General features: G+C 71.7%; 22 protein-coding genes. 6 read left to right on the top strand and 16 right to left on the bottom strand.

Going from position 1 to position 23,320, the window contains the following annotated elements; genetic code table 11:
- Nucleotides 1-166 precede the first annotated feature (166 nt).
- The 5 genes from lysA to EAS64_RS37230 form a co-directional block, all read right to left on the bottom strand.
- Nucleotides 167-1,432, bottom strand: coding sequence for a diaminopimelate decarboxylase (gene lysA / locus EAS64_RS37250; protein WP_145860978.1), 1,266 nt, complete (start codon nt 1,430-1,432; stop codon nt 167-169).
- Between the two features lie 83 nt (nt 1,433-1,515).
- Complete coding sequence (locus EAS64_RS37245) at nt 1,516-2,565, bottom strand: SIS domain-containing protein (RefSeq protein WP_222849892.1); 1,050 nt, start codon at nt 2,563-2,565, stop codon at nt 1,516-1,518.
- The gene (locus EAS64_RS37240) at nt 2,552-4,072 is read right to left on the bottom strand and encodes a xylulokinase (protein ID WP_281283383.1); all 1,521 of its coding nucleotides are present in this window, start codon (nt 4,070-4,072) and stop codon (nt 2,552-2,554) included. Before EAS64_RS37240 ends, EAS64_RS37245 begins: the two co-directional genes overlap by 14 nt.
- Before the next feature lies 1 nt (nt 4,073).
- Complete coding sequence (locus EAS64_RS46450; protein ID WP_145860975.1) at nt 4,074-4,979, bottom strand: GntR family transcriptional regulator; 906 nt, start codon at nt 4,977-4,979, stop codon at nt 4,074-4,076.
- 6 nt (nt 4,980-4,985) lie between these two features.
- On the bottom strand, nt 4,986-6,335 hold the full coding sequence (locus EAS64_RS37230) for an aspartate aminotransferase family protein (protein ID WP_222849891.1): 1,350 nt from the start codon (nt 6,333-6,335) through the stop codon (nt 4,986-4,988).
- Nucleotides 6,336-6,479: 144 nt separating this feature from the next.
- Between EAS64_RS37230 and EAS64_RS37225 the strand changes: the two genes are divergently transcribed.
- Nucleotides 6,480-7,730, top strand: coding sequence for a hypothetical protein (locus EAS64_RS37225; RefSeq protein ID WP_145860971.1), 1,251 nt, complete (start codon nt 6,480-6,482; stop codon nt 7,728-7,730).
- Here the strand turns inward: EAS64_RS37225 and EAS64_RS37220 are convergent.
- The 4 genes from EAS64_RS37220 to EAS64_RS44180 all read right to left on the bottom strand — a co-directional run bounded on the left by EAS64_RS37220 (nt 7,660) and on the right by EAS64_RS44180 (nt 11,677).
- Nucleotides 7,660-8,421 carry a metallophosphoesterase family protein gene (locus EAS64_RS37220; protein ID WP_145860969.1) on the bottom strand — a complete coding sequence of 254 codons (762 nt, stop codon included), beginning with the start codon at nt 8,419-8,421 and terminating at the stop codon, nt 7,660-7,662. The two genes, EAS64_RS37225 and EAS64_RS37220, sit on opposite strands and share 71 nt — an antisense overlap.
- A gap of 61 nt (nt 8,422-8,482) precedes the next feature.
- On the bottom strand, nt 8,483-9,160 hold the full coding sequence (locus tag EAS64_RS37215; RefSeq protein ID WP_145860967.1) for a carboxymuconolactone decarboxylase family protein: 678 nt from the start codon (nt 9,158-9,160) through the stop codon (nt 8,483-8,485).
- 14 nt (nt 9,161-9,174) lie between these two features.
- On the bottom strand, nt 9,175-9,993 hold the full coding sequence (locus EAS64_RS37210; RefSeq protein WP_145860965.1) for a fumarylacetoacetate hydrolase family protein: 819 nt from the start codon (nt 9,991-9,993) through the stop codon (nt 9,175-9,177).
- A gap of 160 nt (nt 9,994-10,153) precedes the next feature.
- Nucleotides 10,154-11,677, bottom strand: coding sequence for a protein kinase domain-containing protein (locus EAS64_RS44180; protein WP_187366455.1), 1,524 nt, complete (start codon nt 11,675-11,677; stop codon nt 10,154-10,156).
- A gap of 193 nt (nt 11,678-11,870) precedes the next feature.
- Here EAS64_RS44180 and EAS64_RS37200 point away from each other — a divergent pair, with 193 nt between their 5' ends.
- Both EAS64_RS37200 and EAS64_RS37195 read left to right on the top strand, forming a co-directional pair.
- Nucleotides 11,871-12,389: a DUF6918 family protein gene (locus EAS64_RS37200; RefSeq protein WP_145860963.1), complete on the top strand. Its 519-nt coding sequence runs from the start codon at nt 11,871-11,873 to the stop codon at nt 12,387-12,389.
- Between the two features lie 73 nt (nt 12,390-12,462).
- Complete coding sequence (locus EAS64_RS37195; RefSeq protein ID WP_145860961.1) at nt 12,463-14,037, top strand: serine/threonine-protein kinase; 1,575 nt, start codon at nt 12,463-12,465, stop codon at nt 14,035-14,037.
- A gap of 118 nt (nt 14,038-14,155) precedes the next feature.
- Here EAS64_RS37195 and EAS64_RS37190 read toward each other — a convergent pair whose 3' ends face one another.
- From EAS64_RS37190 to EAS64_RS37170, 5 genes are all read right to left on the bottom strand, one after another.
- Nucleotides 14,156-14,869: a maleylpyruvate isomerase family mycothiol-dependent enzyme gene (locus EAS64_RS37190; RefSeq protein WP_222849890.1), complete on the bottom strand. Its 714-nt coding sequence runs from the start codon at nt 14,867-14,869 to the stop codon at nt 14,156-14,158.
- Nucleotides 14,870-14,901: 32 nt separating this feature from the next.
- Nucleotides 14,902-16,101, bottom strand: a complete 1,200-nt coding sequence (gene fahA, locus EAS64_RS37185) for a fumarylacetoacetase (protein WP_145860959.1) — start codon at nt 16,099-16,101, stop codon at nt 14,902-14,904.
- Nucleotides 16,102-16,208: 107 nt separating this feature from the next.
- Nucleotides 16,209-17,741: an APC family permease gene (locus tag EAS64_RS37180; protein ID WP_145860958.1), complete on the bottom strand. Its 1,533-nt coding sequence runs from the start codon at nt 17,739-17,741 to the stop codon at nt 16,209-16,211.
- Nucleotides 17,742-17,901: 160 nt separating this feature from the next.
- Nucleotides 17,902-18,438, bottom strand: coding sequence for an inorganic diphosphatase (locus EAS64_RS37175; protein WP_145860956.1), 537 nt, complete (start codon nt 18,436-18,438; stop codon nt 17,902-17,904).
- Between the two features lie 164 nt (nt 18,439-18,602).
- Nucleotides 18,603-18,833 carry a hypothetical protein gene (locus EAS64_RS37170; RefSeq protein ID WP_145860955.1) on the bottom strand — a complete coding sequence of 77 codons (231 nt, stop codon included), beginning with the start codon at nt 18,831-18,833 and terminating at the stop codon, nt 18,603-18,605.
- A 226-nt stretch (nt 18,834-19,059) separates the two neighbouring features.
- On the opposite strand from EAS64_RS37170, the gene crcB (EAS64_RS37165) reads away from it, so the two are divergent.
- The 3 genes from crcB (EAS64_RS37165) to EAS64_RS37155 are packed head-to-tail and all read left to right on the top strand — an operon-like array spanning nt 19,060 to nt 20,989.
- A complete protein-coding gene (gene crcB / locus EAS64_RS37165; RefSeq protein ID WP_222849889.1) occupies nt 19,060-19,551 on the top strand; it encodes a fluoride efflux transporter CrcB in 492 nt (163 codons plus the stop codon).
- Nucleotides 19,548-19,913: a fluoride efflux transporter CrcB gene (gene crcB, locus EAS64_RS37160; RefSeq protein WP_145860953.1), complete on the top strand. Its 366-nt coding sequence runs from the start codon at nt 19,548-19,550 to the stop codon at nt 19,911-19,913. The genes crcB (EAS64_RS37165) and crcB (EAS64_RS37160) overlap by 4 nt, the downstream gene beginning before the upstream one ends.
- Nucleotides 19,910-20,989 (top strand): DUF190 domain-containing protein, encoded by a 1,080-nt coding sequence (locus tag EAS64_RS37155; RefSeq protein WP_222849888.1) that lies wholly within the window; start codon nt 19,910-19,912, stop codon nt 20,987-20,989. The genes crcB (EAS64_RS37160) and EAS64_RS37155 overlap by 4 nt, the downstream gene beginning before the upstream one ends.
- Nucleotides 20,990-21,000: 11 nt before the next feature.
- Here the strand turns inward: EAS64_RS37155 and EAS64_RS37150 are convergent, their stop codons facing one another.
- The gene (locus EAS64_RS37150; protein ID WP_145860949.1) at nt 21,001-22,011 is read right to left on the bottom strand and encodes a DUF4331 family protein; all 1,011 of its coding nucleotides are present in this window, start codon (nt 22,009-22,011) and stop codon (nt 21,001-21,003) included.
- A gap of 221 nt (nt 22,012-22,232) precedes the next feature.
- On the bottom strand, nt 22,233-23,210 hold the full coding sequence (locus tag EAS64_RS37145; protein ID WP_145860947.1) for an ArsR/SmtB family transcription factor: 978 nt from the start codon (nt 23,208-23,210) through the stop codon (nt 22,233-22,235).
- Between the last annotated feature and the right edge of the window lie 110 nt (nt 23,211-23,320).

The raw sequence follows: 23,320 nt of genomic DNA, 5'->3' as shown, positions 1-23,320 counted from the left end.
CTTCCGGTCTCCTCTGCTGGTCGTCGGGAACCGAGCGCTGCACGGTTCCGGCTATTTCGGTGACGTTCTGCCTGTGGAGGCGGAAGTGCCAAGGCGAAGTTAGTTTGTATACAGAGTATGCAGTAGATAATGTCTCATTTGTCAATGGCTGCCGATTAAAATCGGGTTACGCGCCGTTAACCGGCATCTCCCGCGCCAGCAGATCATCGAGCGTCTCCCGGCGGACGCCGAGCCGCGCCGCGCCGTCGGCGCAGTAGATCACCGGCGGACGCAACGCGGCGTTGTAGTTGTTGCCCATCGTGAAGCAGTAGGCGCCGGTCACCGGCACCGCGATCAGGTCGCCGATCCGGGGGTCGGCGAGCGGCACGTCGGGCGTGATCACGTCGCCTGATTCGCAATGCCGTCCGACCAGGTCCGCGAGCTGCGCCGGCCCGTCCCACCGTCCGATCACCGCGGGCGAGAAGCACTGACCGTACAGCGAGTGCTCCAGGTTGTCGCCCATCCCCCCGTCGACGGCGACGTGCGTGCGCGCGTTCCGCTTGACCGTCACCACCCGGTAGACGGTGACCGCCATCGGCGCGACGAGCGACCGTCCCGGCTCCACGATGACCTCAACGCCGCCGCCCAGGTGCCGGCGGACGGCGTCGACCAGGGCCTGCGCGTACTCGGCGATGGTTGGCGTGGTATCCGCTTTCTCGTAGCGGACGCCGAGACCGCCGCCGAGGTTGTAGACATCGAAGCGCTCACCGAGCGCGGCGAGCGCCGCCACCTCGGCCTCGAACTGGGCAAGGCTGGTGATCTGCGAGCCGATGTGCGCGTGCAGTCCGCGCAGGTCGGCGACCCCGCCGGCGCGGATCCGGCTGATCGCGGCTGGCGCCTGGTCGACGGACACGCCGAACTTGGAGGCGGAACCGCCGGTGGCCATCGCCTGGTGGGTGTGCGCGTCGATGCCGGGGCTCACCCGCAGCAGGACAGGGACCGCCGCCCCTGGGCCAGCCAGCCGTTCGATGCGGTCGATGTCGTCGAAGCCGTCCACGACGATGTAGCCGATTCCGGCGTCGAGCGCCGCCGCGATGTCGGCGTTGGACTTGGCGTTGCCGTGCATCACGACCGTTGCCGGATCCGCGCCCGCGGCGAGCGCCATCCGCAGTTCGCCCGCGCCGACCACGTCGCAGCCGAGACCCTCGCTCACCAGCACCCGGATCATCGAGACGGAGGGAAACGACTTCACCGCGAAGCACACCGCGGCGCGCGGATACCTGCTGGTCATCGCGGTGCGATACTCGCGGGCGCGCTCGCGCAGCGATCCCTCGTCGACGACGAAGGCGGGCGTGCCGAAGCGCTCCGCGATGGCGCGCAGCGAGCAGCCGCCGATCAGCAGGTCCTCCCCGTCCACCCGGGCGGAGGGCGGGAACAGCGAAAGATCAAGCACGTGCCTTGCTCCTCGGGGGTTCTGCGGGAGTTGGTGTCGTCGCAGGCGGCGTGTCAGCGGATTGCGGCTCGGCAGGTGGCGGCTCAGTGGGTGGCGGTGACCTTGGCCAGGCCCGCGGGGGCGTCCGGATCGAGGCCGCGGCGCAGCGCCGCGGCCAGGGCGAGCTGCTGACCGCGGACCGTGGCAAGGACGGGCAGCAGAATCTCGCCCGCTTCCGGCAGCGGCAGGTCGGCGCCGGGGGCGGGACCGCAGGTCGCGGCCGGCACGCCGATCCGCGCGAGCCTCGCCGCGAGTTCCGCCTCGTCCGCCGCCAACCGCTCGCCGCCGGCCACGATCAGCACCGGGAGGCCGTCGTCGAGCGCGGCGATCGGGCCGTGCAGCAGGTCGGCCGAGGACAGGCCCTCGGCGTGCACCCGGGCCGACTCCTTGATCTTGAGCGCGGTCTCAAGCGCAGCGGCGTACGCCATGCCGCGCCCGGTGACCACCAGCCGCCCTGCCCGTTCCCAGCGCGATGCGAGCGCGCGGGCCGGAGCATCGTCGGCCACCACCCGCTCGACCGCAGCGGGGAGCGCGGCCAGGTCCGCTGCCGAGACGACGCCGGGGTCGAAGGCGGCGGCGACCGCGACGATCGCCAGCATCTGGGCGGTGACGGTCTTGGTGGCGGGGACGGCGAGCTCGGGACCCGCGCCGGTGGGCAAGGTGACCTGGCACGCCCGGGCCAGCGGGCTGTCCGGCTCGTTGGTGATGGCGACGACGACGGCACCGGAGCGGCGCATGGCGGAGGCGGCCTGCACGATCTCCGGGGTGGCGCCCGACTGGCTGAGCGCCACGACCAGGTAGCCGCCGTAGTCGGCGTCCGCGCCGTACCTGGTGTGCAGGCTGGGGGCGGCGAGCCCGGCGGGCCGGCGGGAAGTCAGTTCGATCAGGTAGCGGCCGTAGACCGCGACGTTGTCCGATGAGCCGCGGGCGAGCAGCGCCGTCCCTGCTAGCGGCTCCGGCAGCGCCGCGCGGATCTGGTCAAGGAACTCGGCGTGGCGGCCGGCGAGCCGGCCGAGCACCGCCGGCTGTTCGGCGATCTCCGCGGTCATCAGCGCGCCTGGTGACATCGCATGTCCCCTTTCATCGCTCGTCATGGCTGGTCACCGCGTGGCTGCCGCCAGGGTGGTCCGGTGGCAGGGCGCCCCGGTGGTAGAGCGGGGCGGCGGCGGCCAGGGTCGCCTCGTGGCGGCAGGCGAGCCGGTCCCACCGAGCGGCGTGTGCCGGGTCGGGCAGGACGGCACCGCGGGCGGCGGACGGGGGCGCGGGCAGCGCCGCGCCGTCGACTCCGGCCGCCGCCACCATCGCGGCGCCGATCGCCGAGCAGTCGACGCGCTCCGGGTCGGGCGGGCTGACCGGCCGGCCGGTGGCGTCGGCCAGGTCGACGGCGAGCGAGGAGGCGGTCGCGCCGCCGCCTGCGAGGAACACTCCGCCCGCCACGCCGCTTGCCTGCTGAAGGACCGTGAGGCAGTGCCTGCTCTCCGCCACGATCCCGGTCTGCAGGCCGCGGGCCAGGTGACCGGGCCCGTGGCCGAGGTGCAGCCCGGTGAGCGTCCCGGCGAGGTCGGGGTCCCAGCGGGCACCCTGCTCGCCGGGCAGCAGGTAGGGCAGGAAGCTGGGCGCGTCCTCCGGGTCGACGCCGGCGGCGAGCCTGGCGAGCGCGTCCTGGTCCCCGCCGGTGAGCAGCCCGGCCAGCCAGCCGTGCGCGCTGCCGGTGGCGAGCAGGTCCATCTCCAGGCCCCAGCCGCCGAGCACCGGCATCGGGGTGATCAGGTAGCGGTGCGCCGGATCGGCGGCCGCGGTGTCGCTCAGCCCAAGGATGACGTTGCTCGTCCCCGCGATGTAGGCGACCTGGCCCGGCTCGGTGATGCCGAGGCCGAGCGCGCCGAGCACGGAATCGGCGCCGCCGACGCAGACCGGGATGCCCGGCGGCAGTCCCGCCGCCACGGCGGGGACCGCGCCGGCCAGCAGCGGTCGCCATGCCTGCGACGGTGCGATGCCGGGCAGTGCGGGCAGCCCGTCGGCGACGCCGTCCAGCCAGCTGTCCGCGGCCAGGTCGTAGCAGCCGAAGCCGGTGGCCGTCGACGGGTCGGTCAGGTACTCGCCGGTGAGGGCGCCGAACAGGTAGTCCTTGGCGCCGAGCAGGTGACTAGCCCGGGCCTTCAGCTCAGGGGAGACGGCGAACAGCCGCCGCGCCATCGGGACCAGGTACCGCCCGTCCACCCACTGCCCGGTCCGCCGGTATAGCGCGTCCGGGCCGAAGCCCTCGCGCAGCGCCGTGCCGAACTCTTCCGCCCGCCCGTCTTCCCAGGTGATCGCCGGGCCGACCGGGGCGCCCGCCGCGTCGGCCAGCACCAGTGTCGGGATCATGGCGGACAGACCGATTCCCCTCCACCGTTCGGGATCGATTTGATCGGCGAGGCTGGCGGTCACCTCGCCGACGGCGTTCAGCCAGTGCGCCGGATCCTGCTCGGCCGCGCCGGGCTCTGGCCGGTGAGTCTGGTAACCCGCGCGAGCCCTCGCGAGCACCGTGCCGTCCGCCGTCACGACCGTGCCCTTGCAGCCAGAGGTGCCGAGATCGAGCCCGGCGTAGACCGCGTCGATGTCAGGCTCCGCCGGCCGGCGGGCCGGGCCGCCGGGCCCGGGACCGCTCTGCCGTCCGGCGCTGGGGTGCGGGTTCCGGCGTGACGTCCCAGCCGTCGGTAACCGGGCCGCGCAGCAGTTCCCGTGATGTGGCGCCGGAGATGTAGAAGCCGAACTCGAGCGCCGGGTAGACCTGCACGAAGCAGTCGAAGGGCACGTCGCTGGCGTCCACGCTGAGTCCGCGCAGCCGGACGACCTGCGACCTGGCGGGCAGCCGCAGCAGCCGCCGCTCATCGGTGTCGGCCGCGCTGACCTCCAGGTACTGCTCCTCGGCGTGGTCCTCGAGCCCGTAGCGGTCGGCGAGCAGCTGGTACAGCGACCCGGTGAGCGCCTCCTTGTGCAGGTCGAGGGTGGGCGCGAGCGCGACCGGTATCACCGCGGTCTCCAGGATCTTCGGCTCGCCGTCGACCAGCCGCTGCCGGGTGATCTGCCAGACGGCATCGTCGGGCCCGAGTCGCAGGGCGTCGCGCAGCACGGGCGACGGGGCGCCGCGGACCAGCTTGAGCAGCCGGGTGCCGACGCGCGGCGGCTCCTCCTCAGACTGCCGCAGCGTGGACAGCAGCCCGCCAGACCGCCCGGGCTCGCTGATGATGCGCGGCTTGGCGAGGAACGTGCCGACGCCTTGATGCCGCCTGACCCGGCCCGCCCGCTCCAGTTCCTCAAGCGCGCGGCGCACCGTGATCAGGCTGACGCCCGCCATCTCGGCAAGCTCCCCCTGGGTCGGCAGCAGGTCACCGGGCGCGAGGTTGCCGTCGGCCACCAGGTTCTCGATGAAGGAGATCATCTCCTCGTAGCGCAGGCGCTTGCGCGGCTGCGCGGCGGCCGCCTGGCGTTCGGCTCGCACGGAGGCAAGGTCGAGCAGTGACATGACCGCTCACCCGGCCTCTGCGGCGAGCACGGGGAACACCTCGGCCGCCGCCTCGAGCGTCCGGTCCACGTCGGCGTCGGTGTGCACCAGGGAGACGAACAGGTTCTCGTACTGGCTGGGGTGGAAGAGGACGCCGCGCAGGAACATCTCCTGGTACCAGCGGGTAAAGCGGTCCACGTTCGCGTACCGCTCGGCGTCACGCCAATTCTTGATGGGATGATCGCTGAACCACACCTGAAACACGGTACCCAGCCCGTCCACGCGCACCGGGACGCCGGCGTCGGCGGCCAGCTTGCGCAGTCCCTCGGCGAGGCGGTCGCCGACCTTCCGCTGCCGCTCGTACAGCCCCGGCTCGGCGAGCAGGTCCATGGTGGCCGACACGGCGGCGCAGGCCACGACGTTGGCGTTATAGGTGCCCGAGTGGGAGTAGCGCCCCTCGGCGATCATCCCCATCACGTCCTTGCTGCCGCCGATCGCGGCGACGGGGAACCCGCCGCCCAGGCCCTTGGCGAGCGTGGTGAGGTCGGGCGTGACGCCGAACCACTCCTGGGCGCCGCCGCGGCAGAACCGGAACCCGGTAATCACCTCATCGAAGATCAGCAGTGCGCCCGCCTTGCTCGTTTCCTCGCGCAGCAGTTCCAGATAGCCGGGTTCCGGCAGGATGCAGCCGGTGTTGAAGACGGCGGCCTCGGTGATGACCGCCGCGACGTCGTGTCCGCGTTCGGCCATGACGCGCCGGAAGCTGTCCGGGTCGTTCCAGGTGAGCACGATCAGCGTGTCGGTCAGTTCGAGTGGAACCCCTGGCCCGGCCGCGACCGGCCGCGGCGCGTCGGCCGGGCCCGCCTCGGCCGGGTCCACGTGGTTGCTCCAGTAGACCGTGTCCTGCCAGCCGTGATAGTGACCCTCGAACCTGATGATGAGCCGGCGCCCCGTGTAGGCGCGGGCGAGCCGGACGGCGCTGCCGACCACCTCGCTGCCCGAGTTGGAGAAGCGGACCATCTCGATGCCCGGCACCGCCTCGACCACCTTCGCCGCGGCCTCGATCTCCAGCTCGTACGGCAGGCCGGGGCACGTCCCGAAGTCGCTGATCGCTTTCGTGACCGCCGCGGTGACCACCGGGTGCCTGTGCCCGAGGATCATCGGCCCGAGCCCGAGCAGGTAGTCGACGTACTCGTTGCCGTCCGCGTCGGTGATCCGGGATCCTGTGCCGCTTGCGATGAAGGGCGGGTAGGGCTTCCAGCCGAACTTCACCGTCCTGGCACTGCTGCCCGCGCCGCCTGGGATGACGCGGCCGGCCCGGGCGAACAGCTCCCCGGACTTCGGGGTGTGCGCCGCGTACCGCTCATCGAAGCTCACAGGACCTCCATGCCTTCGCCTACTTTGTATAATGAGTATGTGGAGATCACGATAGCGTGCGGCCGCCGGAGATGTCACTAGCGGTTCCTCCATGGTCCCTCTCTTGACTTGTCCCGCGCCCGGCGCTGGCGCGATGCTTGTCACATGCGGGTGGTGCCGGACGGTGACGGCCTCGAATGGCACAGGCGCCGTGAGGAGCAGGCGAGACGCCAGGTCACGGAGTTGGTGCCACGGCCCGGCTGCCCGATCTACGGTCTCGCGGCGCCGCCGGTCCGCCCCGTGACGCTGGACGGGACCGAGCAGGTCAACGGCGACTGGACGCAGATCACCCTCGGCTACGGCCCGCGGGACGCGAGCACCGGCCCCTACCTGCGGGTGACCACCGCGGTGACGGAAGCCGCGATCATCTCGGCGAGCCTCAACTCCCCGGGCGGAATGCAGATCATCTCCACAACCGGAATGCACGGCATCGACCCAGAGGCGGAACTGCGCCATGCCCTCCGGGAGGAAGCCGCCCGGACGGCGGCGCTCCCTCCCGGGCAGGCGACGACGCCGTCCGAGGCGCCCAGGCCGGCTGTCACCCGCGAGCGGCTGCCGGCCGGTGATGCCCTCATCGTTAGCCAGGGAACGGTCTGGGCCGCACGCCTGGTTCCCGACGACGCGGGCGGCGCGCCCGCGGCGGTCACGGTGACGATCGTCGGACGCGACGTCGCACCGGAAGACATCCGGCTGGAAACCCTGGCCGACCTGCGGGAGGCGATCGAGGGACGGACCGCGGAGATCGGGCGGATCATCGCCGAGCGCAGACGGCAGCCGCCTGTCCCGCCACCGGAACTCGAACCCGCCGAGGGAGTCGCGGCATTGCGCGCACTCGCGGACTTCATCAGCGCCGGGCGGCCGGGCCGCCCGAGTGCGGCGCGGTCAGACGGGGCTCCGCGGTCAGACGGCGGTCCGCGGTCAGATGGCGCTCCGCGGCCTCGGCGATCAACCACCTGGGACACCTGGCGGAGCAGGCGCCGTGGTTCTCCGGTGACGAGCGGCTGCGCGCGGCGGCGGTCGATGAGACGCTGCGGCACGCGATGCTCGGCGACGCGGTGCGCAGCGAGCCCGCCCAGCGTGCCTGGTCCGCGTACTGGTCCCGGCCGCGACCGCACGACCAGGGCGAGATGTGGGCGCGGCACGAGTCCCAGCTCGCACTCGAGTCCTCATGGCTGGCCGCGTGGGAGGCCTGGACACGGAACGCGTGAGGCTGCTGTGCCTGGGCTGGCGTTAGGCCGGCGCCGGCTGCCGCCAGCCGGCGCCGACCGTCCGGGGAGTGCCTCGTTCAGACAGGCCGACGGCCGTCGCGCGGGCCGAACGCGGCGATCGCATCCGCGTCGCTCGCTCGCGCGTTGAGGTACTCATCCGCCCACGCGGCGCGGTCCGGGTAGGCCGAGTCGGCGATGACGGCGGCGATGGCGGCCGCGACGTCGATCTCCACCCTGGCGAGGGTGACGGCGCCGTCGCGGAGCAGTGCGTAGTGGCCGCCAGGGCGGCCGTAGGGCATGCCGACGCTGCCGGGGTTGACGACGAGACGGCGATCGGCCAGGCGGGTGAACGGCATGTGGGTGTGCCCGCACACCACGGTCCGTACCTCGTCGGGCAGGCCAGCGAGGGCCTCGGCCCAGCGGTCGAGGCGGGTGTCGACGAGCACCACCTCGTTGTCATCGCGCGGCGTGCCGTGGCAGAAGGCCACCGGGCCGAAGCCGCGGACGTCGAGGATGACCGGGTGCGGCAGGTCCGCGAGCAGCCCGACATGCTCGGGTGCCAGTTGCGCCGCGGCCCAGGCGTCGACGGGGTAGGCCTCCTCCGCCGGGTACTCGCCCCGTGCCATGGCCACCAGGTCGCGGTCTGCGTTGCCGCGCACAAGCACGACGTTGTCCAGGCTGCTGAGCCGGTCGAGCACCTCCGTCGGCTGCGGCCCCGCGGCGTGGTCGCCGCAGACCACGATCCTGTCGGCCGCCCGGACCTCGGGCAGCGCGAGGACCGCGTCGAGAACCGGCAGCACACCGTGGATGTCGGCGAGGACCGCGACGCTGTCGATCATGCTGTCATCCTCGCACCGGTCCGGGCGTCAGGGACGCGCGCTCTGCTCTCAGCAGCGCGGCTCAGCCCTCGGTGGGGAGCTTGCCGCCCGGATCGCGGGTGCCGGCGGCGTAGGCGCTCACGATCGACGCGGGCAGCACCGGCCGGAACACCGCCAGGGACAGGGCGAGTGCCGCGTAGTAGCCCACCAGCCAGGTGAGTTCCGCGAGGCGTTCCCTGCCGAGCCCGGCGAGGCCTGCCGCGTAGTCGTCGTCGGTCAGGGTCCGCTCGGCGGCCATGGCCCTGGCGAGGCGGCAGACCAGTGCCTCGTCCTCGCTGAGGCCGTCGGGGACCCGGCCGGTCAGGACCTCGTTCACCTGCGCCTGGCTGAGGCCGAGCTTGCGGGCGGCGGGCTCGTGGGCCAGCCGTTCGAAGTCGCTGCGCAGCTCGCCCGCCACGCTGAGGATGCCGAGTTCGCGCTCCCGCCCGGACAGCAGCGCGCTGAAGCGGATCGTGGCGCCGACCCGCTGCATCGCGTTGCCGACCTCCGGGGTGAGCAGCATGACGGCGAACGGGCCGACAAGCCGGCCGCCGGAGTCGACGATCGGCACGGTCCCCGCCTGGCTGGCCCGCGGACCGCCGGTGATCCCCGCGTAAACCTCGCGCTGAGCGTCGTCCAGGTCTGCCGGGGAGATCAGCTCGAGCCGCGACGGCAAGTTCTCGAACGGCGGCGCCTCGCCGGCCGGTGTCTCTTGCGTCATGTCCGTGTCCCGCGTCAGGCGATGGTGTTGCGCAGCGAGCCGACGCCGGTCACCTCGACGGTGACCACGTCGCCCGACTTCAGGAACAGCGGCGGGGTGCGGCGGGCCCCCACGCCGGACGGCGTGCCGGTGAGGATCAGGTCGCCGGTCCGCAGCGCGGTGAACTCGGAGATCGTGGCGATGAGCCTTGGGATCGGGAAGATCAGCAGGTCGATGGTCGAGTCCTGGACCTTCAGCCCGTTGACGGTGGTGGAGATGGACTGCGCGGTGATGTCCACCTCGTCGGGGGTGACCAGGTACGGGCCGACCGGCGTGCACGCGTCCCAGGCCTTGCCCTGCATCCACTGGTGCGTCTTGTACTGGTAGTCGCGCATGGACACGTCGTTGGCGACGGTGTAGCCGAGCACGTGGTCGAGCGCGTCCGCCTCGGCGATGCGACGTCCCGGCGTGCCGATCACCACGGTGAGCTCACCCTCGTAGTCGACCTGGGCGGACTCGGACGGCAGCTCCACCGCGCTGAACGGACCGGTCAGGCTGCTCGCGAACTTGGGGAACAGCACCGGGTAATCGGAGTCGCTGCGCCCGGTCTCCTCGATGTGCGCCTTGTAGTTCAGGCCGACGCAGAACACCCGGGCTGGGTTCGGCACCACGGGCCGCAGCTCCGCGTCGGCGGCGGAGAACGCGTCGGCGGTGCGCCGCTCGGCGGCCGCGAGCACCTGCGCGGTGGTGGCGTCGCCGAGCTCGGTCAGGCCGGCGAGGGGGACGAGCAGGTCACCCTGGAGCTCGGCGACGACCGGCGCGCCGGTCTTGTCGAAGGTGGACGCATAGCGCATGGCTCAGCCCTCTCGGTCGGTGATCAGCTACGTTCCCGCCGCGCGCAGCCGGCCGACTCCGGCGCACTGTGGCAGCGGGCCGACTATAGCCTCATGCGCTGCCGGTCTATGCGGCAGGTGGGGCCGCGAACCGGGCGACGGGGACACGCCGCGGCGCCGTTCAGCCGGTCGCGGTCGCCTCGAGAGTGACGTGCCCCGTTCCCGTCGAGATGAAGCCGGCGACGCAGCCGCGGGAGTCAGCGACCTGCCACGCGTCGCCGACATTTCCCTTGACCTGCCGGGAGTCACCGGGGCCGAGGGTAACGAGCAGTTGCCGCTTGCCGCGATAGTCCAGCCAGTACACAAGCAGCCTGGTCGTGGTCCTGTCGGTGAATGTGATGTTCGCCGCCCGGCCGTTGGCGGAGTGAGGGATGGCCGAGCACGTGCGCTCGGCGACCCCGACGGCGACGGCCCGGTACGGCGCCCTGACCGCCGCCGGGCTGGCTGAGGGCGAGGCCGAACCCGACGCCTTCGGCGCCGCCGTGTGCAGGCTGCCGCCGAGGGCGAGCCACAGTCCGACGCCCGCCGCCGCGAGGACCGCCACGGCCGCGGAAACCGTCATCGTCCTGCTCAGGCGCGGACCCCGCCTGGCGGCACCGCGAGCCGGCGCCGCGCGCGACGCCGCTGCCCCGTCCCGGCCGCCGCCTGGTCTGGCCGCCGCCGCCCTCACCGCGCCGTCCGCGCCGTCCGCGCCCCGACCTTGCCGCCCGACGGGGGTCAGTCCCGCCGCGGGCGACTCCGAGGTGCGCGTGTCGTGCCGCGGCTCCGCCGGCGTGATCGCGCTGACCCGGCCACCTGGAAGGCCGGCGAGCAGCGACTCGGGCAGCCAGTCGTCCCAGAGCCTGGCGTCATCGAGCTGCGCGAGCAGGTCTCGCGGCGCAGCCCGCTCCGCGGGCTCCTTGCGCATGCACCACTCGATGAGCGGCCGCAGCTCGGCGGGCACCCGCGACAGGTCAGGGCTCTGCGTCACGATGCGCTCAAGCACCATCGTGGTCATCCCACCGTAGAACGGCGGCAGGCCGGTGGCGGCGAAGACGAGCACGCCGCCCAGGCTGAACATGTCGCTCGCCGGGCCGATGTCCCGGCCGATGGCCTGCTCGGGTGACATGAAGTCGGGCGACCCGACGATCCGGTCGGCCAGCGTGAGCACCGTGTTCTGCGTCCCCCTGGCGATGCCGAAGTCGATCACCCGCGGCCCGTCGGCGGCGAGCAGCACGTTCGACGGCTTGATGTCCCGGTGCACCAGGCCCGCGGCGTGCACGGCGCCGAGCCCCTCGGCGAGGCCCGCGGCGAGCGCGAGCACCGACCGTGCGGGGAGTGGTCCGTGACTCTCGACCGCCGCGGCGAGCGACGGCCCCGCGACGTAGGCGGTGGCCAGCCAGGGGACAGCCCCGTCCACGTCCGCGTCCGCCACCGGCGCCGTGTACAGGCCGTTGACGCGACGGGCCGCGTCCACCTCGTTCCTGAACCTGGTACGGAACTCCGGGTCCTCGGCGAGCTCGGGGCGGATCACCTTGACCGCGACAAGCCGCCCGCCCGCCGAACGGCCGAGGAAGACGTCACCCATTCCGCCGCTGCCGAGCCGCCCGGTCAGCCGGTAGGGCCCGATGACCCGCGGGTCGGTCGACCGCAATTGTTCTGGCACGCGAAACCCCCGCCCCGGTCATTCCGCCGCGATGACGATGACAAAAGGATTGATACAGAACGGTTGGTGCTGACTCCGCACAGGAACCCCGTCCCCCTGCGGGCAGTACCTAACATATCGGCACATTCCGGCGAAAGCGGCCCTGCGCCCGATACCGTAGCGCCGAAAAGCGACAGAAAGAGAGCGAGCCGGCATGGCAGCCATCGTCGGAGGGGACCAGCGCCCGTATCCCGCGGCCGCCCCGGGCATAGTGCTGAGAAACACCGTGCTCAGGGACACGCTGCTCGCGCCCGACGCCCAGCCTCGGGTCGCCGCCGACTGTGAGGCGCTGGTTGACCGCGAGGTCGCGGAGATGTCCGGTGTCACCGGCGCCGCCGTCAGGCTCGCCTACCGGACGGTGCGGACCTTCGACGCGGGCCACATCCGGGTCATGATCGAGAGCCTGCTCCCCGACGTGGCGGACGCTCTCCAGCCATGGTGGACGGCGTTCGCGACGAAGTCGGGCGCCGAAGCCGGGGACTTCGGCGCGTATCTCGCCAGCCGCGAGGACGAGGTGGCCGAGGCGTTGCTCGGGATCACCGACGAGCGGCGCAAGTTCTCACACCGGGCGACGATCGTCAAGGCCTACAACACGGTCAGGCCGAGCGCCGTCAAGCATGTGAAGGTCGCCTTGCCCGCACTCGGCCGGCTGGTGCAGCAGCACGCAGCGTGAGACTGCGCATACCTAAACATACCTACCTTTAGCCGATGGCGGAGTCTCAGCGGAGACCCCCGGGTAGGGTGACATGGTTGTGACGGGATCTGGCCTAATTTTCGACGATCGCTACCGCCTGGACGAGCAGATCGCGGCCGGGGGCGTCGGCCAGGTGTGGCGGGCGACCGACCTGCTGCTCGAACGGCCGGTAGCGGTCAAGGTGCTGCGGCCCGAGTACGCCGACCACCCGGACACGCTGGAGCGGTTCCGCAAGGAGGCTAGGCACGCGGGCGCGCTGAGTCATCCGCGCGTCGCCCAGGTCTACGACTTCGGCCACGCCGGGCCCAGCGGATCCCCGTACCTGGTGATGGAGTTCGTCGACGGTCCCTCCCTCGCCGACCTTCTCCTCGATGGCCCGGCGGATGCCGTGTTCGCGCTCGACGTGGTAGCGCAGGCAGCGGACGGGCTGTCGGCCGCGCACCGGGCGGGGCTTGTACACCGCGACGTCAAGCCGGGCAACATCCTGATCGGCCCGGAGGGGCGGGTCAAGGTCACCGACTTCGGCATCGCGCACGCGGTCGGGCAGACGCCGGTGACCGATCCGGCGCTGGTCATGGGCACGTCACAGTACCTGGCACCAGAGCGGATCGCCGGCGGGCCTGGAACGCCGGCGAGCGACCTGTACTCCCTGGGCATCGTGCTGCACGAGTGCCTGACCGGGATGCCACCCTACGACGGGACCCCGGCCGAGGTGATGGCGAGCCACCTCTACCTGCCGCTGCCGCCGCTGCCCGCCAACGTCCCTCCCGAGCTCGACGCCCTGGTCGCTGGGCTGACCGCCAAGGACCCTGGGCGCCGGCTCCGCGACGCGCGGGAGCTGGCCGGGCTCGCCTCACGGCTGCGCGACTCCATCGCCGAGGGCAACGCCCTCGTGTCCGGGCCCACCGGGCCGCGCCTGTATGAGCCGGGCCCCGCCGCGCCGGCCAGCTGGAACCGGGGCGAGCCTGTCGTCTGGGACCTGGGCACTCCCGTGGCCGCCAGCGGCGGCCAGACGGCGGTCACCATCGCGAGCGCAGGTGGCCTGCACGGCCACACCGCGCTCGCCGGCGAGCGGACCACTCCGCCGTTCCCGCCCGATCCGACCGGCGGCCTGCTCCTTGACGGCGCTGCCGACCCGGCGGGCAGCGACGTGGACGCCGTGGCGCGGCGCCGCCAGCGGCGCGCGGCGGCGATCCTCGGCGCCGGCGTGATCCTGCTGGCCATCGCCGGCCTGACGGGCCTGCTCGTCTCCGGCGTGCTCGGCGCGCCCGGGGCGAAGCGGCCGCCTGCCAGCCCGGCGGTCGGGACCGCCTCGGCGGCCCACCGCACCGCGCCCGCCCGCGGCTCCAGGAGCGCGTCAGCACCTGGCGGCGTGATCGCACCGTCCGCCACGACGTCAGGGACGCCGAGCGGCCGCGCCAAGCACGGCAAGGGCGGCAAGTCCGCGTCCCCCTCCCCCAGTGCGACCGCGCGCCCAAGCGGCAGCCCGACCCCGAGCCCGAGTTCGCCAGGCACCCACTCGACCAGCCCACCCGACACGCCGTCGGCGTCCGGCACGCCGAGCACCTCGCCGTCCGCGGTCCCATCCGCTTCCCGGTCGAACTGCATACTCGGCATCTGCCTCTAACCGGTCGCGCGCTTAGCCCGATCCCGCAGGAGAAGGCCTCCATCCGCCGCGCGGCGCACCAGAATGGCGTAACGCGAGAAACACGGCCGCAGCGCGGCGAGCCAGGATCGGACCGGGCCTAGAGCCAGGGGGGCAGCGCGGGGGCGGCGGGCAGGGCGGCGCCAGTATCGGCAGTACCAGTGCGGCCGGTCAGGTAGCCGGCCAGGCCGGCGAGCGTTGCGCTGACCGGGACCGGGGTGCCGGTGCCCGCCACCTCCCAGGTGTGACCGGTGTCGGTGGCGGTGACGGCGAGCGCCGGGCCGCCGCCCGTGGCCGAACGGCGGGATGTCACGTCGTCGAGCAGCGCCGTCAGAAAGCCCGCGGGCAGGTCGCCCCAGGTGGTGCCGGCGCGCAGGTCGACCGCGTGGATCCAGACCTCGCGGTCGCGCATCCACGGGATCTCGCTCGCGGACCTGGTGAGGCCCTGGGCGGTGATCACCGTCGCCTCCCACGCCGGGCCGTCGCGGAGTCCGTCGAGATCGGCGGCGAGCGCCTGGGACGAGGAGGAAATCCAGGCGCGCAGTTCCGCCGCCGGGAGCCTGGCACCCGCCGCGATGTCGGCCTCGCGCTGCTCCGTCGAGGTGTACATCCGCCGTTCCTCGCCGGTGCGCGCCCAGTGGACCAGGTTGCGCAGCGCGTCGGCGTTGGCGGCGATGTGCGCGAGCAGGTAGCGGCGATTCCAGCCGGGCAGCGCCGTCGGCTCGCCGAACGCGTCGTCGGACAGCCCTGCCACGTCACCGAGCAGCCTGCGCGTGCCGTCGTGCATCCAGGTCAGCGTCTGTTCCGGCTTCATCGGTGTCGCTCCTCTTGCTCGTGACGGTTTCGTCAGCTGTCCACGCCGAAGGGCTCGGCGCGAGCGGGCAGGATCTTCCCTGTCACCTCGCCGAAGCCGATGCGGCCGCCGAACTCCCCGGGTGCGGTGGCGGTGATGGTCACCGTGTCGCCGTCGCGCAGGAACCCCCGCGGCTCTCCCCCGACGGTCACCGGCTCCGCGCCGCCCCAGGTCAGCTCGATGAACGCGCCGCGCTGCGACCGGGCGGGACCGGAGACGGTGCCCGAGGCGAACAGATCGCCGGTGCGGGTGGCCGCGCCATTGACCGTCATGTGCGCGAGCATCTGGGCCGGTGACCAGTACATGCTGGCGTAAGGCGGCCGGGAGACCACCTCGCCGTTCCACTCCACCGCCAGGTCGATGTCGAGCCCCCAGTCCTCTGACTCGCGCAGGTACGGCAGCGGTTGGGGATCCTGGCCAGGCAGCGGGACGCGGGCTGCCTGCAGCGCAGCGAGCGGCACCACCCAGGGCGACACGGAGGTGGCGAACGACTTGCCCAGGTGCGGCCCGAGCGGCACGTACTCCCAGGCCTGCAGGTCGCGCGCGGACCAGTCGTTGACGAGTACGGCGCCGAACACCCGGTCGCCGAACGCCCCGGTCGGCACCGCGGTGCCGACCGGGGAGCCAACGCCGATCACGAAACCGACCTCGGCCTCGATGTCGAGCCTGATTGACGGGCCGAAGACCGGCACCGGGTCATCGGGCTCCTTGCGCTGGCCGGACGGCCGGACGATGCCGGTGCCCGAGACGACGACGGTGCCGGCCCGGCCGTGGTAGCCGACCGGCAGGTGCTTCCAGTTGGGCATGAGCGGCTCGGCGTTCGGCCGGAACAGGCGGCCAAGGTTGGCCGCGTGATGCTCGGAGGCGTAGAAGTCCACATAGTCGGCGACCTCGAACGGCAGCCGCAGCTTCACCTCCCGCAGCGGGTGCACCGCGCCAGGCGGCAACTCCCCCGCCATGATCAGCTCGGTTATCCTGGCCCGGGCCGCCGCCCAGCGGGCCGGCCCCTCGGCCATGAACGGGTTGAGCGACGGCGCGGCGAACGCGTCGTCGCGCAGCGCCGCATGGAGGTCGATGACGCTGTCCGCCACCCGGACCCCCGCACGCGGCCGGGCGTTCGCGGGCGAGAACACCCCGTACGGGAGATTGTCCAGCCCGAACAGCGAGCCGTCCGGGATCTCGATCGTGCTCACGCGTAACCCCCTCTCATCGCTCCCGTCACCATCTCACGGCGGCCTGCCAGCATGACGAGGCCCCGCGGCGCTCGCGCCGCGGGGCCTCGTATCCGTACTTCCTGCCGCTATTCCACCGGCTCGGCTTCGACCGGATCGAGCGTGACGACCTGGGCTCGGGTGCTGCTGCCGAGCGCCCAGAACAGGACGCCGACCAGGGCGAAGCAGAGCACGGGGACTGCCTCGGTGAGCAGGTAGATCCACTTCTGCGACGGGTCCCAGCCGGATGGCGCGTAGTTCGAGCCGAACCAGGAGTCGCCGAGACCCGGCGCGATCAGCTGGATGGTGGCGATCACGATCAGCGCCACGAGCAGCACCGTCAGCGGCCTCATCCACGGCATGCGGAACGGCCGGGCGACCTCCGGGTGCGACCGGCGCAGCTTCCACACCGCCGGGTAGATGCCCAGGTAGCTGATGAGCGTGGTGGAGATCGTGACGCCGAGCACCGCACCGAAGTACTTCGCGGCGTTGCCGCTCGTGATGGTCTCGGCGAGAACCACGATGCCGGTCGCGACGATTCCGCTGAAGATGTTCACCCGGACCGGCGTGCCGAAGCGCGCGCTGATCACGCCGAGGAACCGCGGTCCAGCGCCGTCGTAGCAGGACACCGCGAGCGCGCGGTCCGACCCCATGATCCAGGTGACGCCCGAGGTCAGCAGGCACAGGATGAACAGCACCGCGCCGACGCCGGCCAGGACGGTGCCCGCGCCGCTCAGCGTGGGGGTACCGTCCTTGGCGATGGAGCCGCCATACACGGTGAATACGTCCTTCATCGCGTCGGCGAACCCGCCGAAGTTGGTGACCGCCGTGGCGGGCAGGACGATCAGGATGCCGAGCACCGGCAGCGCGTACAGCAGGACGCTGGCCCCCGCCGACCGCGCGATCGCGAACGGCACGTCGCGCTTGGGGTTGGTCATCTCCTCGCCGGCGCTGCTCGGCAGCTCGAAGCCGACGTAGTTGAACAGCAGCACGCCGACAAGCGCGACGAAGCCGGCGTAGGACGGCTTGTAGGCGCTGCCGCCGAGGCCGTGCACGCCGTGCTTGGCGGCGTAGATGGCGCACGAGACCGTGAACAGGCCGAGCAGGGCGAACCGCGCGAACGCGCCGGCCGTCGGCAGCCACTTCGCCTGCGAGAACGACAAGATGGCCGCGAGCACGGAGACCCAGACGAAGACGAGCGCGACCACGTAGAACCACATGGTCGACAGCGGGTTCCCGTTGTGGAAGAAGACCTCGATGGCGCCGACGCAGGCGCCCGCGAGGGTGCCGCCGATCCAGACCGGGTTGGTGATCCAGTACAGGAAGTTGTTGACGGCGCCGACGAGGCGGCCGAAGGCGAGCCTGGTCCAGAAGTACGGGCCGCCCTCCTGCGGGAACGCGGAGCCGAGTTCGGCGAACAGCAGCGCCTGCGGCACGAAGAAGGCGATGGCCAGAATCAGCATCCAGGTGAAGGCCTCACCGCCGCTGCTCGCCACGGAGGCGATCGTGTCGACGCCGACGATCGTGCAGATGAGAAAGAACAGGATGTCGAAGCGGCCAAAATGCCGCTGCAGCTTGGCGCGCTCGGCAGCGGCGGCAGCGGTGGTCTCGAGTAGGGCCATGCGGGGTGACTCCAGGGCAGGGGAACCATTTCAACCTGTCCCTCGTCTTTGAGGTCCAGCCCGCGGGCGTCGTCAGGATGAAAAAGGTTCAGTTGACAGTCGCCATAGTCTCCCGAACATGCGTTTCAAGCAGGTTAATTTACATTTCTCTATGATCACACTATTGGCCAGCAATCTTCACTTCAGTCACACGAGTCACATCTGTACGCTGGCCAGGCACTATTCCGGCTCGCGCCTCCGCCTCCTTGATGACGCGCTCCGCCTCGGCGCAGTCCATCCAGCCCCGGACGTCGGTCGACTTGCCCGGCTCAAGCTCCTTATAGATGTCAAAGAAGTGGCCGATCTCGTTGAGCAGGTGACGCGGCACGTCGGACAGGTCCCTGATACGGCCCTTGCGGACGTCGTGAGCGGCAACGCCGAGCAGCTTGGCATCCGGGCCGCGCTCGTCGTTAAGCCAGAACACCGCGATCGGGCGCACCGTTATCAGGCAGCCGGGAAAGGTGGGCTCGTCGAGCCAGACCAGGACGTCAAGCGGGTCGCCGTCTTCGGCCAGGGTCTGCGGGATCTTGCCATAGTCCAGGGGGTAGACCGTCGAGGTGAACAGCATCCGGTCTAGCCTGATGCGCCCGGTCTTGGGGTCGATCTTGTACTTGTTGCGCGATCCCTGCGGGGTCTCAACGATGACCTCAACGTCCATAACACCGGCTCCTTCGACGGCTGCGGCCCGGCATTGCGACACATGGGGGTTCGCGGTCGGGACTTGGCTACAGGTCCGCCGCAGGCATACCCCGCAACGCACCACTCACACCATAGACATATCCCGTTAAACAAACCATCACCAGTCTCAGGCGATGGGCGGTGTTAAAAGATGCGGAATTCCTCGTCGATGACGCGCGGAACGTGGCGCGAGGCGCCCGCCCTCCCGGCATCGGAGCCCGGCGTCGTCCCGCACCACTCGCCGGCCCTGCGGGCCCGATCGGCCATGCCGAAACCGTCCGCGTCATCCCCGCCGAACAGCTCGGACAGGATGCCTTCCTCGCGCCCGAACACGAGCCTCATGATGTCTCGCACCGCCCGCACCTCCTTGGTCATCCCGGGTTCACGGCACGTCCTAATCTCACGATATAACGCAATCATGGCGTCCGCCACCCGCCGGGGAAGAGCACCTTCCCGGTGGGCGGTAAAATCAACAACTGCGGCCAGATGATGCCCTGGTGCGAAGCCGCGACGCTTCGCGAACCGCCGTCCCGTCCTCGCCTGCACGGTGCGCGGCTAATGGCTTCTAGGTCCGAAGTTCGTGACTGAGGAGTCGTTCCGCATGCCTGAGCCTGCTGCCTCACGCCAGATGTCCATGCCCGATGCCGTCGACCTCGTGGCCGGCCCCGCCGCGCCGCGCCGGGCCCGGCTGGTGCCGCCACGGGCGGACGCCCAGACCATCATCGCGATCTTCGTCGGCGGCGCGCTCGGCACCCTGGCGCGCGCCGCACTGGCCGAGGCGTTCCCGCATTCCGCCACCGAGTGGCCGTGGCCGACCTTCGCGGTGAACATCGTGGCGGCCCTGCTGCTCGGCTACTTCGTCACCCGGCTGCAGGAACGGCTCCCGCTGTCCAGCTACCGCCGGCCACTGCTCGGCACGGGCGTGTGTGGCGGCCTTTCCACGTTCTCCACGATGCAGGTGGAGATCTTGAAGATGCTCAGCGCGCACGCCTACGGCCTCGCCGCCGGCTACACGACGGCGAGCGTCGCGGCGGGCTACGCGGCGGTGCACCTGGCGACCACACTGGTGCGCAGGGTTCGGGTGCGCCGGTGAACGCGCTCGTCTGGGCCGCGGTGGTCCTCATCGGCGGCACCGGCTCTGTGCTGCGGTTCTACGTGGACGGCCTCGTCTCCTCGGCGTCGGGGCGCGACTTCCCGTACGGCACGCTGGTGGTGAACCTGTCCGGCGCGGTGGTACTCGGGCTGCTCACCGGGCTCGCGCTCGGCCACGACGCGGCGCTGCTCGGCGGAACGGCCGCGGTCGGCTCCTACACCACCTTCTCCACCTGGATGCTGGAAACGCAGCGGCTCACCGAGGAGCGCCAGTACCGCAGGGCGGTGGCGAACATCGCGGTCAGCCTGGTGCTCGGGGTGGCCGCCACCGCGCTCGGCCGGCTGATCGGCGGCGCCCTGTGAACGGCGGCCCAGTGAACGGCGACGCCATCAAGCTGACCAGCTACTTCGGCGAGCGTCAGCGGACCGCGGGCCGGTTCGCGGCCGACGCGCTGCTCGACCTGTACGGGCGGCACGAGATCGCTACCAGCGTCCTGCTGCGCGGCGCCGAGGGGTTCGGCGCGAGCAGGCATCCGCGCACCGACCGGACGTTGACCCTGTCCGAGGACCTGCCGCTGATCGCGGTCGCGGTCGATACCCGCGCCAGGATCGAGCCGCTTGTCGAGCAGGCCGCGCGGCTCACCGGGACCGGGCTCGTCACCCTGGAACGGGCACGCCTGGTGCGCGCGGGCGACGGCGAACCGGTACCGCGCGAGGACGTGCACGAGCAGACCAAGCTCACCATCTACCTGGGCCGCCAGGAGCGGGTGTTCCGCGTCCCCGCCTTCATCGCCGTCTGCGACCTGCTGCACCGGCGAGGAGTCGCGGGTGCCACGGCGCTGCTCGGCGTGGACGGCACCGCACACGGCCGCCGCGAACGCGCCGCCTTCTTCAGCCGCAACGCGGCGACGCCGATGATGGTGATCGCCGTCGGCTCGGGGCAGCGGATCGGCACGGTGCTGCCCGAGCTCGGCGCGCTTCTCCGCCAGCCGCTGCTGACGCTTGAGCGGGTCCGGATCTGCAAGCGGGACGGGCAGTCCCTCTCGGTGCCTGCTAGCACTGCGCCGCCCCCCGTCAACGCCACCGTCGCAGGCACCGACGCGACAGGGCTGCCGCTGTGGCAGAAGCTGATGGTGTACACGTCGGAGGCGGCACTGCACGACGGCCAGCCGGTGCACCGGACCATCCTCCGCCGGCTGCGGGCCGCGGGGATCAGTGGCGCGACCACCCAGCGCGGCGTCTGGGGCTTCCACGGCGACCACGCACCGCACGGGGACCGGCTGCTCCAGCTTGGCCGGCACGTCCCCGTGGTCACCGTCGTGATCGACTCCCCCGCGCGGATCCTCGCCGCCTTCGCCATCATCGACGAGCTGACCCGCGAGCAGGGCCTGGTGACCAGCGAGACGGTGCCCGCGATGCGGCCGGCCGGCGGGGCCTGACCAGCCGCGCGCTACCTCTGGTGCGGGTTGCCGAGATAGGGAAACGAGCCCAGCGTGTCGGTGTGCGGACTGAGTCCGGTGGGCGGCGCCTCGTTCTTGGTGAGGAATGCCACCCGGATGTTGATGACGTCCTCGGTGAACATCCTGCCGTTGGGGTACGCGGCCGGCCGCGCGGGATCGAAGCGCAGCACGTCAGGAAGGAGGCCGTGCTCGTCGAGCGCGGCGATCGCCTCGTCGGGGGTGTAGCCGCCGGTGTGCCCAAGCAGGTGGACGAACTGGTCGGTCCACCGCGCCCGGTCGTTGACCGGCTCGCTCGCGTTGTACTCCTCCTTGGTCTCGTCGGTGTTGAAAAAGCTGCTCACCGAGGGATGGCCCGCCCGGTCCACGTGCAGCAGTTCACCGTCGGCCCATACGCTGCAACGGCCCCAGACATGCAGCTCGGGGCTCGGCGTGAGCTCGGCGGTCGGCAATTCGATCGCCATGGAGAACACGTTGGCCTCGGCATTGGAGTCGACGCCGGTCCACGGGGACGTCCCGCCGAGGTGCGGAGCCGTGAAGTTCCGGCCGCCGCTGGTGTCGAAGAGGTTCTGCACGCCGTCGTAGTCGAAGTAGAACGCGTCGCTCCGGCTGCCCGCGAAGATCTTGGTGTCTCCGGCGGTCACGAACTCGGCACGCGGCCCGAAGGACACGCCGGCCCCCTCGACGATCCTGTCACCCACCGCGTCCGGGTCCCGCGCGGCGCGGCCCGTCGCCTTCAAGACGCTGAACGTCTGGGCGCCGTCGGGTCCCGGCGGGGCGAAGACCCAGCTGAAGGCGATATCGGTCAGGTAGTCGCCGTCGTTGTCGATGTTCAGCCGGTAGACGGCGTGCGGGTGCAGGGCATCGGCGTTGGGATTGGCGTTGAGGATCAGCACCGTCCGCTGCGGGCTGCCGGGGACCCCGAACGCGTACAGGTCACACAGATCGAGCCGCTGATCGCCGAGTGGCGGCCCCAGGCTGAGGCCGGTGAAATGATTCGACATGACCCGTTTTCTCCCTTGGGCAACAAGGACCGCTGGTATCGCAGCGGTATCGTGAGCCCCGCCCACCTCAGATCAAATACCCGCCAGGCCGATCGGCTCAACGAAGGCGCGCGCGACACGGCCGCCAACGGTTGCACCGCGTGTCCCTAGGCGCCTCCGGCGCCTCTGTCGTCAGCCGCCTCCGGCGGCCCTGTCGTCACCCGCCTCCGGCGGCCCTGTCGCTAGCCGCCTCCGGCGGCGGTGAGCGAGTCGCCGAGCGCGGTGCGCCAGTAGAGCACGTGGCGGCCGGAGCGGCGGCGCGCGACGACTCCCGCGTCGAGCAGGATCCGCAGATGGTTGCCGACCGCGCCGACCGGCAGTCCCGTGCTCGCCGCCAGGTGCGTGGTGCCGAGCGGCTGGTCGAGCAGCCGGAGCAGCGCGGCGCGGTTCGCGCCGACCAGCCGTTCCAGGCCGCCGCGCCGTACGGCGTCGCCAGGCGCGAGCCGGCCGGCCACGGGATAGTAGATCGCGTAGCGCACCGGCTCGGTCCAGCCGACCCAGCTCGCGTTCGAGGTGACAGGGATGAACGACAGCTCGGCGTCCCCAGGCAGCACCCGGGTGGGCCGGTCGAATCGGTTGATCCGCAGCTGACCGTCCCCTGCCCACTCCCGGTTGCGACCGAGGTCGCGCAGGACCGCGGCCCAGCCGTGCCTGGCAAGCTGCCCGGTGCGGGCCACGATGTCCGCGCGCAGCAGCCGCTCCCGCCGCGGCCAGTCCGTCGCGAGGGTATGCGTCCAGATCCAGTCCATAACGGTTGCGGCCTGCTCAGTCAGTCCCGCCATCTCAAGCGAGCCCGGCAGCGGGCCGGCCATCGTGTCCCGCAAGTCGACGCGGAGCGCCTCGTCGGAGGTGGCCGCCACGCGGGCGAGTTCGTCGGCGAACGTCGCCTCGGGCGCGGGCGGCGGTGCCGCCAGGTAGTTGGCGATCCAGCCGGGCTGGTCGCCGCGGCGCGGCCGGAAGCTGTTGGCGATCAGGTCCCTGCGGACGGGACGCTCGTCGAGCATCGCCTCGAACGCCACGTGGTGCGCGCCGTGGAAGGCACGCGCGGCCGGGTCGGCCGGCTTGACAAGCGCCTCGAGCGCGCAGACCACCTCCGCCTTCTGCGACACCGCGAACCGCGCCCTCGCGAGCAGGTCGGAGTCCACCCGCCAGGTGCCCATGCCATCTCCCTTCCGCTGCCGCCCCCGCTGTCCGCCGCTCCCCCGCCATCACCATCGACGTTTCGCGTATCTGCGAAAGATTAGCGCGCACCCGTTCCGCTGCCGCAGAC

The sequence above is a fragment of the Trebonia kvetii genome (assembly GCF_007827045.1).
Lineage (GTDB): Bacteria > Actinomycetota > Actinomycetes > Streptosporangiales > Streptosporangiaceae > Trebonia > Trebonia kvetii.
This window is presented reverse-complemented; position numbering and strand designations above follow the sequence as displayed.